This is a genomic window from Brevibacillus sp. (assembly GCF_003521185.1).
GTDB classification, from domain to species: domain Bacteria; phylum Bacillota; class Bacilli; order Brevibacillales; family Brevibacillaceae; genus Brevibacillus; species Brevibacillus parabrevis.
Genome location: NZ_DOTK01000044.1, coordinates 79570 through 90636, shown reverse-complemented (window position 1 = coordinate 90636; position 11067 = coordinate 79570). Strand labels below are relative to the sequence as shown.

Genomic DNA, 11067 nt, shown 5'->3' with positions numbered 1-11067 from the left:
GTTGTGGTCGGCGCGAGTTTCAAAGAAAATGCCAATGCCAAAAAGCTTGTTTGAGCTGACGCTTTGTAGTCTGCGTCATCGGTACTTTAGCGGTGGTGATCGGGGTTTCAAAAAAACGCAGAAACATGAGCAAGAGTCTTCTTGAAGACGGTCACTTCATGCAACCCGTTCATGAAAAAACTTACTCAATTTCTGCTCTGGATTTTCCGCCCTTGAGCAACCTCCAAAAAACAATCTCCGACCAATGCTTACCGTTGGCCGAGGAAACAGGAGAAACAAGCGAAAGGGCTTTGGGACTCCTTCCGAGGCGGAGGTGAAAAAGGAAAACACGCCTTTAAGCGGCAACGTGCGTCCGCTTCTTCGATCTCGCTGCTTTTGACGCGGTTTTCCTTTTTCGCCGGAGACGGGCAGTCCACCCTTCCCCGCTAGAGGCCCACGTCCCTACAGCGGTTTCTCCTGTTTCCTCCCTCCCCTACAGCCGCGATCAACAGCCGCACTTGAATTTTTCATCCTTGATCAACTCTCAAAAAATCACGATCCGACCAATGCTTACCGTTGGCCGAGAAAACAGTGACCCCCGCCCATTTCCTCCCCATTCAAAAAAACTGCCACCCAGCAGTCTCCAAGCGACCACCAGGCAGCAGTTGTCTTTTCCCTAAAACGATCATTACTCCATCGTCAACACGACGCGGCCGTTAATTTGGCCTTTTTCCATCCGTTCCAGCACCTCGTTGATTTTATCCAGCGGCTGTGTCTCGATGATCGCGCGAACCTTGCCGCGAGCCGCGAAGTCGAGTGCTTCCTGCATGTCTTTGCGCGTTCCTACGATCGAGCCTTTGACCGTTACACCGTTGAGCACCGTATCGAAAATCGGGATAGGCAGCTCGGCATTCGGCAAGCCAACCACCACGAGCGAGCCGCCGCGGCGAACCGATTTGTACGCCTGCTCAAACGCTTTTTTCGTTACAGCCACACTAATCGCTCCGTGCACGCCACCGACCTGCTCGGTAATCGCCTCCACAGGATCGACCTCGCTGCTGTTGACCGTCACGTCAGCCCCCAATTCTTTTGCCAGTTCGAGCTTCTCGTTGTGAATGTCTACCGCGACGACGTTGTACCCCATTGCTTTCGCATATTGCAGGGCTACGTGGCCCAGTCCGCCGATCCCGAAAATTGCCACCCAGTCGCCCGGCTTCACATTGGCGACCTTCAGCGCTTTGTAAGTAGTCACGCCCGCGCACAAGATCGGAGCAGCCTCCACGTCTCCCAGTTCATCCGGGATACGCGCCACATAAGCCGCTGGCGCCACGCAATACTCCGCGTAAGCTCCGTCTGCGGAATAACCGCCATTCAATTGCTTCTGGCACAAAGTCTCCCAACCCGTGAGGCAATAGTCGCACTCGCCGCACGCGGAGAACAGCCACGGGATGCCTACCCGGTCGCCCAGCTTCAAGGAAGTGACGCCTTCGCCCAGCTTTTCCACGACCCCTACCCCTTCATGGCCCGGAATCAAAGGCAGCTTCGGCTTGACCGGCCAGTCTCCATGCGCTGCATGCAAATCCGTATGGCAAACGCCGCACGTCTTGATTTTGACCAACACTTCCCCGTAACCCACCTCTGGAACCGCTACTTCCTTTACCTCCAGCTTTTGATGGAACTCGTTGACCACTGCTGCTTTCATCTCGACCTTCCTCCTCTTTTCCCCCACGGGCACCTGTTCGTGTGCCGAATGAGCGGTTATGTATTTTCGCTCCTATATATTTGCAAGCAGCATGCCAAATTGTAAGCGCTTTATCTTTCGCGCTTTTTCGCCTTGTCTCACCTTCGGACTGGCCGATTTTTCGGCCTATCAGCCAAAAAAACGGCCCGCGAGCCAAGCTTTTGGCCAAAAAAGGGATTCGACCCTGTCTGCGGTATTAACTACATAGGGAAAAAGGGGGTAAGCAGCATGCAAATATCCAAATTTATGACACCGGAGATCATCTTCGGCAACCAATCCATCGGCCAAGTCGGGGAAAGCCTTCGCCGTCTGGGAGCATCCCGCGTTTTTCTCGTCAGCGATCCCGGTGTCGTAAGCGCAGGCTGGGCCGAGCGAATCATCCACTACTTGCAGCAGCAAAAGCTCGACTATCATTTGTGGACCAACGTGACGGCCAATCCGAAAGATTACGAGATTCACGCCGGAATCGCGGCGTACCGTGCTGCCGAGTGCAACGCGATTCTCGGAGTCGGCGGTGGCAGCGCGATCGACGCAGCCAAAGCCATCGCCCTGCTCGCCACCAACGAAGGAAGCATTGTGCAGTATGAAGGAGTCGATCAGATTCAGCATCCGCTCCCGCCGATGGTCATGGTGCCGACTACGGCTGGCTCCGGCTCCGAAGTCTCGCAGTTTTCGATTATCGTAGACAGCGCGCGCAAAGTAAAAATGGCGATCATCTCCAAATCGCTCATCCCGGATATCGCCATCATCGATCCGCAAACCTTGATGACCAAAGACCGACAACTCACTGCCAATACAGGCATGGATGTCCTGACCCATGCCATCGAGTCGTATATTTCGCTCGCTGCGACGCCGCTTACCGAGGTTCACTCCTTGCAAGCCATGCGCCTGATCGCCGAACATCTGCGTCCATCCGCCGCCAGCCAGTACAACGCCTCCGCCAAGCAAGCGATGGCAATGGCGAGCTTGCAGGCCGGAATCGCTTTTTCCAACGCCATACTCGGAGCCGTCCACGCCATGTCCCATCAACTGGGCGGCTTCCTCGACGCCCCGCACGGGGAAGTAAACGCCATCCTGCTGCCGCACGTTCTCGAATACAACTATATCGCCGCTCCCGAAAAATACAGGCAAATCGCCGAATGTCTGGGCGAAAACACCTCGGGTCTGAGCACGCACGACGCCTCTCGTCTCGCCATGAAAGCCGTGACGAATCTGGCAAAAGACCTGGACGTGCCGCAATCGCTGTCTGCCATCGGGCTGCACCCTGACCAGATCGAACTGCTCAGCTCACTCGCCTTGCTCGATGTGTGCATGACAACCAATCCGCGCGACATGAGCGTCCAAGACGTCGCTTCTCTCTTTCGCCAAGCTCTATAGGAGGCCGCCATGCAAAGCAAACAGGAGATACTCGAAAAGCTCACCGGAATATCTTCCTCGCGAAAAAGCTACTACAGCGAGCTTGTCTATCTCGTCGAAGAAATGAAAAAGAAAAACCGCCAGCTCGCGGTCATCAACCAGCTGACGCACATCCAGATCGACGCAACCTGGCAGCAAACGAGCAGCTACATAGCCCAGCAGCTATCGCAAATTCTCGCCTTCGAGCACTTTACGTTGACGATTGTCAAAGGAGGCACGCCGACGTCGTACTTGTGCATGCGGACAGACACGGACTGGCACTGCCACACGTTGACTCATCCGCACTGCCCTGACACGGCAAACTTTCCCGAGCAGCTTCACCACAAGCTGGCGCAAACGTTGCCGCAGCACTATGCGACTTCGGTGTCGCTGCGCAATCCATTGAACCAGACTTTCGGCTACTTGACGCTTTTGCGAGAGGAACAGCGCCCAGCCGATCCCGAAGAAGCCGAGTTGATCCAGCTCGTTGCCCGGCACGTAGGCGTCATCGTGGAAAACAGCCTGCTGTTTCAGGACGTGAACGAAAAAATCAAGATCGAGGCCCAACTGATCCAGTCGGCAAAAATGGCTGCCATCGGGGAAATGGCCGCTGGAATCGCCCACGAGCTGAACAGTCCGCTGACCGCGATTCTCGGCAATTCGCAACTGCTTTTGCGCGAAACAGCCGATGCTCCGACCGCGCCGCTCATGCGCGACATTTATCAGTGCGGCGTCCGCTGCAAAAAAATTATTCAAAACCTGCTGACCTTCTCCCGGCAAGAAGAGTATTTGTTTGAGACTGTCTCCATTGACGAAGTCGTGGAGGATGTGCTCGGGCTGATCGGCTATCAGCTGTCTGTCTGCGGCCTGACCATAACCCGGGAAATGAACGAGCCGAGCCTGTTGTTTCACGGCAGCCGCCATCAGATCGAGCAAGTCGTCATCAACTTGCTCTTGAACGCCAGGGATGCCTTGTCCGAGCAGGAAGCGCCGCGGATTCTCATCCGTTCCTTTCCCGTCGAAGAAGACGGCGTTCGCTACGCAGGCTTGTCCGTTTACGACAACGGGACGGGCATTCCAGCCGAACAGCTCTCACAAATTTTCCAGCCTTTTTTCTCGACCAAAGAACGGACAAAAGGGACAGGGCTGGGCTTGTCCGTCAGCCTTGGCATCGCCGAAGCGCACGGCGGCAAGCTGTATGCGCAAAGCGAAGAAAATCGCTACAGCGAATTTACGCTGCTTTTGCCACTGCTGATCAAAGAGGAGGAACATCAACATCATGGAGCAGAAACGGATATTGATTGTGGATGATGAGACGGAGGTCACTACGTTTTTCACCTATTTTCTCCGGCGCAAAAATTGCGAGGTAGTCGTCGCCAACACGGGCAAGGACGTCCAATGGCTTTTGCAAAACGATCCCCGCGGCTTTCAGGCTGCTCTCGTCGATCTCAAGCTGCCTGACGCGGACGGGCTGGAGCTGCTGCGCAAGATCAAAGCCGTTTTTCCCGCGTGCGAAGTGTTGATCATGACTGGCTACAGCACCATCAAGTCGGCCGTCACAGCGATGCAGTGGGGGGCCAAAGACTATTTGGAAAAGCCGTTCGACAATCTGGACAGTCTGGAACACATCATTGATTCTGTCCTCTCTGCTTCGGCGAACCAAAAAGATGACCTATCCCAAGAAGCCGCGCAATATGGTATCGTGTATTCAGCAGAAAGCCCGATGAGCAAAATGATCGCCATTGCCAAAAAATTAGCAAAAAAGGCGATCCACATCTTGATAGAAGGAGAGACCGGAACAGGCAAGGAGCTGATGGCCCGTTTTCTCCACGGAGCGAGCAACCGCGCCCAGCAGCCTTTCGTCGCGTTCAACTGCGGTGCCGTCCCGGAATCGTTGCTGGAAAGCGAACTGTTCGGGTACGAAAAAGGCGCGTTTACCGGAGCGATCAAATCGCGAAAAGGGTTGTTTGAGCTTGCTCACAACGGCACGCTGTTTCTCGACGAGATTGGCGAAGCCCCGCTGTCGATCCAGGTCAAGCTGCTGCGCACGCTGGAAACGGGAGAATTTATGCGGGTCGGAGGCGAACAGGTCGGTCAGAGCAATATTCGCTTCATCTCCGCCACGAACCGCAACCTGGAGCACGAGGTCGAGATGAACCGTTTCCGCAGCGACCTGCTGTATCGTCTCGAAGGAATCAAGCTGGCAATTCCTCCCCTGCGGGAGCGTGCTGGCGACATCCCGGCGATTGCGCATTCCTACTTGCAAAAGCGCAGCGGCGCTCCGTGCGAGATCGAGCCTGATGCCATGGAGCTTTTGCAACGCTATGACTGGCCTGGCAATGTCAGACAGCTCCTGAATGTCCTGAATCAAACGATCGCCCTGCACGAATGCGAAAAACTGCGCGCCGAGCACCTGCCTGCCCAGTTGCGGCAAAAGACGCTGCAAACGAAGCTGCCTGGTCAATCCCACCCCGAACCGAGCAGCGTCGAGCAAGCGATTGAGCGGGAGTGCGAGCGGTTTGTAGAATCGCTCACCCGCGTGCTCCCTTCCATCGAAGGCGTCGATTTCGATTACTTGCAAAAAAGAATCAAGCTGTTGGAAGGGGAAGTCGGACGGGCGATCATCGAAAAAGGATTGAGCGAAACAAAGGGAGACAGGCAGCTTCTGAGCAAGAAGCTGAACATCACCAAGCGGACGATCCGCTACATTCTCAACGAAAAGGGGTAATGCCTCGCCTGCGCTGCGCTAATCCCCTGTAGGAGGCAATGATTGTGGTACCCCAAAAACAACAGCACTGGTCGATTTCGCATCTCAAAAGCATTCCTGGCGATTTTTCCATCTCGGCCGTCGTCGTCGGCCTGATCGCCACCATCGTGTCTTATGCCGGCCCGCTCCTGATCGTCTTTCAGGCCGCACAGAGCGCGGGACTCAGCGAAGCAGAGCTTTCCTCCTGGATTTGGGCGATCTCCATCGGCAGCGGCTTGACGGCGATTATTTTAAGCATCTGGTTCAAGACGCCAGTCATTACCGCCTGGTCGACGCCAGGTGCCGTCCTCTTGGTATCCAGCCTGACCACCTATCCTTACAGCGACGCGATTGGCGCGTATCTGTTTTCCGCAGCCGTCATCACGCTGCTCGGCGTCTCCGGCCTGTTTTCCATCCTGATGAAATACGTGCCGCAGTCGATCACGACCGCGATGCTCGCCGGGATTTTGTTGGCTTTTGGCGTCGAAGTGTTCGTCTCGATGCAGCATTTGCCTGCGCTTGCCTTGCCGATGATCTTCTGCTACCTGTTCGCCAAACGGTTGTTTCCGCGCTACGCCGTCGTGCTGACGCTTTTGGTCGGACTTGCCATCGCTTTTGGCATGGGGCGCTTGCAGCTTGATTCTGTGCAAATGACATTGGTGAACCCTGTGTTTACGATGCCAAACTTTTCGCTCGATGCGATTGTCGGGCTGGGGATTCCCCTGTGCATCGTCACGATGGCTTCGCAAAACGCGCCGGGAATCGGCGTGCTGAAAGCAGACGGCTACGACACGCCTGCCAGTCCGCTCGTCGCGACGACCGGGATTGCCTCGCTGCTCCTGGCTCCGTTCGGCTCGCACGGAATTAACCTGGCGGCGATTACCGCAGCCATCTGCACCGGAAAAGAAGCGCACCAGGATCGTTCCAAGCGCTATATCGCCGGAATCGCCTGCGGTGCCTTCTATCTCGTGTTCGGCATGTTTGGCGCCACGATTACGTCTGTCTTTTTCGGCTTGCCCAAGGAACTGATCGCCGTCATCGCTGGCCTGGCCCTGTTCGCTTCGCTTAGCTCCAGCCTCGCCCAAGCGATGAGCGATATGAAGGAACGGGAAGCCGCTCTGGTCACCTTCCTCGTGACGATTTCCGGCATTTCGATCGGCGGAATCGGTGCCGCGTTCTGGGGGCTGATCGCAGGCGTCGTCACCAATCTGATTTTGAACGGAAACGTCCGCAACTGGTTGACTCGCAAAAAAAATACACAGCCGCTCGCTTAGGGAAATCGCTATACGAGATGCAAAAGGGGCTGTCTCCAAAGTCGGTGTTTCGACTCGGAGACGCCCCTTTTTCCTTTCAAAAACGTTGATCAATCAATGCTTTCCGTTGTTGTTTGGCGTCAGCTAAATTGCCCTGTTTGGACAGCAATCCCGACTCCGCCACTTGCCGTTACCAGCTCGGCTGTCTCCTCGATTGTTTCTGGACGAACCATGTCGGATGGCTGTCCGCGCACGCTTCGGCCTGTCACGTAGACGGTCGCCCCGGCTTCCCCAAGCCCGATGGCGATTCCTCGCCCCGCCCCTCTCGTTCCTCCCGCCACGACTGCTACTTTTCCCTGCAATGCTTTCCCTGTCATACATGCGCCTCCTTTTTGTGCGAACCAGCCATTCACGCTGTGCGCTGCGTCAAAAGAGCTAGATCGCTTGCCGTCAGCCAAACGGACATGACTGTTTGGTTTTGGTTGATAGGAACAGTGTAACCTCACCAATATGACACCATCTGTCATATTGGATAAGATAAAATGAAGCTACTACGAAGTCGTTTTTCAGGAGGGATTTTCTATGCGTGCTGATCGGTTGCTCTCGATCTTGCTGCATCTGCAAAACTGCAGGCGGATGACCACCAGACAATTAGCCGAGAAGCTGGAGGTGTCTGAACGGACGATTCATCGGGACATGGAAGCTTTGAGCGCGTCTGGAGTGCCCGTCTACGCGGAACGCGGCTCGGCTGGCGGCTGGGTTCTCGCGGAAGGCTATCGCACCAGTCTGACCGGATTGAAAATCGATGAGCTGCAATCGCTCATGCTTTCCTCACCTTCCCGCGTGCTGAACGACCTCGGTCTGGCCGAAGGGTACGAGCGTGCTTTTTGGAAGCTGCTGTCCGCCTTGCCGCAACCTGTTCAGCAGGATGCCTGGCAAGTACGTGAGCGCCTGCATATCGATGGAGCGGGCTGGCATGAATCAGATGAAACGTTCCCTTTGCTCGCCACCATTCAGGACGCCGTCTGGCTCAGCCGCAAGCTTTGGGTTCGCTACCAGCGCGAAGATGCGCTTGTCGAGCGGACGCTGCTTCCGCTTGGACTTGTCGCCAAAAGGAGCACCTGGTATTTGGTCGCGCAGATCGATGCGGACTTGCGCACATACCGCATCTCCCGGTTCACGGAAGCTCGCGTGCTGGAAGAAGCTTTTGTCCGGCCGGAAAACTTTGACCTCGCCAGCTATTGGGAGGAGTCGACGACACAGTTCAAGGCGAGCCTTCCCCGCTATCCGGCAGTCATCCGCTTTCGCGAAGAGGCGTGGCCCCGGCTCAAACAGGAGCGCTACATGAAAATAGCCTCCACCCATGCCGCCAAAAGCGGTTGGATCGAGGCCGAGGTTGAATTTCATACGCTGGATTCCGCCTGTGCGCTAGTGCTCGGCTACGCCTCGCTCATCGAGGTGCGGGAACCTGCGGAGCTGCGAGCGGAAGTCATCTCCCGCGCTCGCAGTATCCTGCACCTGTACGAAAACGCAACTCGCAGCACACCGGATACAGCCCAGTGAAGCTGTCATCAATTGGCGCGCGCCGCACTTGCTACTCTTGTTTCTTTGCCATAAATCAGCAAAATCGCCGTACCAATGAACAAGACGATTGTAAAAATGCTAAAAATAAACGTGTAGCTGTAATGCAAGGATGAATAATAGCCGACGAGATACGGGGCAATGATGCTGCCGATTCGTCCGATGCCGGAAGCAACGCCTGCGCCTGTGGCGCGAAGCGGCGTCGGGTAGTTTTCCGGGGTGTACGCGTACAGCGCCCCCCACGCTCCCAGGTTGAAGAAGGACAAAAGGGCACCCGTTACCAGCAATTCCGTCGTCCCGCTGCTTTGTCCGAAAGCGAACGCCATGATCGCTGTCATGAACAAAAAGCTGGCCAGCGTCTTTTTGCGGCCCCAATTTTCCACGAGATAGGCGGCGGCAAAATAGCCGGGCAGTTGCGCCAAAGTCATGATCAGGACGTACTGGAAGCTTTTGATCATGGTGAAGCCTTTGTCTACCAGCACAGACGGCATCCACAGGAACATGCCGTAATACGAGAAGGCAATGGCAAACCAGACAGCCCACAAAGCGATCGTCTCCCGCTGATGCGAGGTCAGCAGCTTTTGCACAGGTACTTGCTCCGAGCGTTGCTGGAACTGGGGCGATTCAGGGATCGTGCGTCTCGCGTACCAGGCGTACACGATTGGCAGTGCCCCGATGATGACCGCGACTCTCCAGCCGTAATCCGGGATGATGAAATACGATATGACCGCCGCCGCAATCCAGCCGACCGCCCAAAAGCTTTCCAGCAAAACAACGGTGCTCCCCCGTTTTTCCGCAGGGGCAAACTCGTTGACCAGCGTGGAAGCAACAGGCAGCTCGGCGCCAAGTCCGAGTCCCATCAGGAAGCGGAACAGCAGCATGGTGAAAAAGCCTGTGGCAAACGCACTGGCGAAGCTCGCTGCCCCAAACAGAAGCAGTGTGAGCAGGAAGACGGGCTTTCGTCCGATCCGGTCTGCCATATATCCGCCCACGATCGCTCCGATCGCCATTCCTACCAGATTGCCGGTCCCGAGAAGGCCCGCTTCTTGTGCAGTCAGTCCCCACTCTTGCCTGAGCGCCACCATAATGAATGATAAAAGGGCAACATCCATCGCGTCGAACATCCAGCCAAAGCCGGCTGCCCAAAACACTTTTTTGTAAGGTGCTGACATGTGTGATTCCCTGCTTTCTTGTCATCTGCGTGTAGCACGCCTTGTAATCATTTCGCGTCTCGTCGCATTTTCCTGCCCGGAAATAAAAGTTCGACGATTTGCAGCTAGTTTTTCCTATGGGGAGGAAAGTCATTAGTTTTGTTGTAAAGGGAAGGTTTCTCAAGGATTGAGAAAATTGTCGAGTTTTTTACGAATCTGTTTCTAATTGGAGCACCAAAATAAAAAGACCGTCATAATTTTGGGGAATTAAGACGATCTTCTACTAATTTAATAACTAGTAGTAATTGTGTAATTCAGCAATGAACTGGACTCTCCAGACTCATCCGTTTTATAGGAATAATCAAAGCAACCTGCACATCCAACATCTTTTTGCAACGCTGTCATTTTTATCGAGTGTGAAACGTACGTTCTCCACTCATCATCTCCAAAATCATCATTATAGTAATCAGCCCATCCTGTGTAAGTGATTTCTGAACTATCAGTATTTGCATCTGGTGTGGAATCATCGTAATCATCTACAAACCAATGTGTATCGAATTTACTTGGGTTTGCAGCCCAGGGAGAGATACTATGGCTTGTATCTTCTAACGTCCCATCTTCATACTCTTTCCACTTTAGAGTAAGCTTGGTTGCATTGACCGGAACTCTAACTGGATCAAGTGTTGTTATCTTAAACCAACCAGTATAATAATTAGCAGCAAGAGCTTTTATTCCACCGTTCAAGCTATCAATATCCTTGTTACTCACATTTTGGGATTTTTCATCTACTCGTTTCAATTCATCATCTAATTCTTGTTTGCTTAACTTCTCTGTTTTATACGTTCTTTTAGCTCGATCAATTAATAATCGGTAACCAATCGCTCCATTTCCCGCCTTTGCTTTACCTTTAATCCAAATACTAGAGGCTGAATTCTTTTCATCAACTGTTAGTTCTACATTTTCCAAAATGACATCACTACTTAATTCTGGAGATAAATGATAGGTTTTTTTATCAATTTTTCCTCCAGCAAAAACTACAGAAGTCGATAAGCACAGAAGTAATATCGTAGAAGTAGTTAATATTTTTTTCATAGTGAAATAACCCCTTCACATAGATCTTTACATCCATTTCTTCGTTAAAAATTACAAAGTGCGTATGGTGCTTGTGATATTTGTAATATTTGTAAAATATGGTATTATAATCAATAAATTATCACACCG

General features: G+C 53.6%; 8 protein-coding genes and 1 pseudogene. 5 read left to right on the top strand and 4 right to left on the bottom strand.

Annotation, left to right across the window (positions count from 1 at the left end; translation table 11 throughout):
- Window positions 1-667 precede the first annotated feature (667 nt).
- Entirely contained in the window at window positions 668-1681 is a 1014-nt protein-coding gene (adhP, locus tag DEP07_RS13235; protein ID WP_063229972.1) for an alcohol dehydrogenase AdhP, read from the bottom strand.
- Window positions 1682-1948: 267 nt separating this feature from the next.
- Between adhP and DEP07_RS13230 the strand changes: the two genes are divergently transcribed.
- Genes DEP07_RS13230 through DEP07_RS13215 form a run of 4 tightly spaced genes read left to right on the top strand, consistent with a single transcriptional unit; the run spans window position 1949 to window position 7135 of the window.
- Window positions 1949-3097 carry an iron-containing alcohol dehydrogenase gene (locus tag DEP07_RS13230; protein ID WP_122964648.1) on the top strand — a complete coding sequence of 383 codons (1149 nt, stop codon included), beginning with the start codon at window positions 1949-1951 and terminating at the stop codon, window positions 3095-3097.
- Window positions 3098-3106: 9 nt separating this feature from the next.
- The gene (locus tag DEP07_RS13225; RefSeq protein ID WP_287102594.1) at window positions 3107-4426 is read left to right on the top strand and encodes a sensor histidine kinase; all 1320 of its coding nucleotides are present in this window, start codon (window positions 3107-3109) and stop codon (window positions 4424-4426) included.
- Window positions 4395-5843 (top strand): sigma-54-dependent transcriptional regulator, encoded by a 1449-nt coding sequence (locus DEP07_RS13220; RefSeq protein ID WP_287102593.1) that lies wholly within the window; start codon window positions 4395-4397, stop codon window positions 5841-5843. Before DEP07_RS13225 ends, DEP07_RS13220 begins: the two co-directional genes overlap by 32 nt.
- A 44-nt stretch (window positions 5844-5887) precedes the next feature.
- The gene (locus DEP07_RS13215) at window positions 5888-7135 is read left to right on the top strand and encodes a benzoate/H(+) symporter BenE family transporter (protein ID WP_122964645.1); all 1248 of its coding nucleotides are present in this window, start codon (window positions 5888-5890) and stop codon (window positions 7133-7135) included.
- A gap of 137 nt (window positions 7136-7272) precedes the next feature.
- Here DEP07_RS13215 and DEP07_RS13210 read toward each other — a convergent pair.
- A pseudogene (locus tag DEP07_RS13210) lies at window positions 7273-7491 on the bottom strand (short-chain dehydrogenase); the annotation flags it as partial.
- Window positions 7492-7696: 205 nt separating this feature from the next.
- Between DEP07_RS13210 and DEP07_RS13205 the strand changes: the two are divergent.
- On the top strand, window positions 7697-8677 hold the full coding sequence (locus DEP07_RS13205) for a helix-turn-helix transcriptional regulator (RefSeq protein WP_287102592.1): 981 nt from the start codon (window positions 7697-7699) through the stop codon (window positions 8675-8677).
- Between the two features lie 8 nt (window positions 8678-8685).
- On the opposite strand, the gene DEP07_RS13200 is transcribed toward DEP07_RS13205, so the two are convergent.
- Window positions 8686-9867: an MFS transporter gene (locus DEP07_RS13200; RefSeq protein ID WP_122964643.1), complete on the bottom strand. Its 1182-nt coding sequence runs from the start codon at window positions 9865-9867 to the stop codon at window positions 8686-8688.
- A gap of 267 nt (window positions 9868-10134) precedes the next feature.
- On the bottom strand, window positions 10135-10938 hold the full coding sequence (locus DEP07_RS13195) for a hypothetical protein (protein ID WP_280648529.1): 804 nt from the start codon (window positions 10936-10938) through the stop codon (window positions 10135-10137).
- Window positions 10939-11067: the final 129 nt, after the last annotated feature.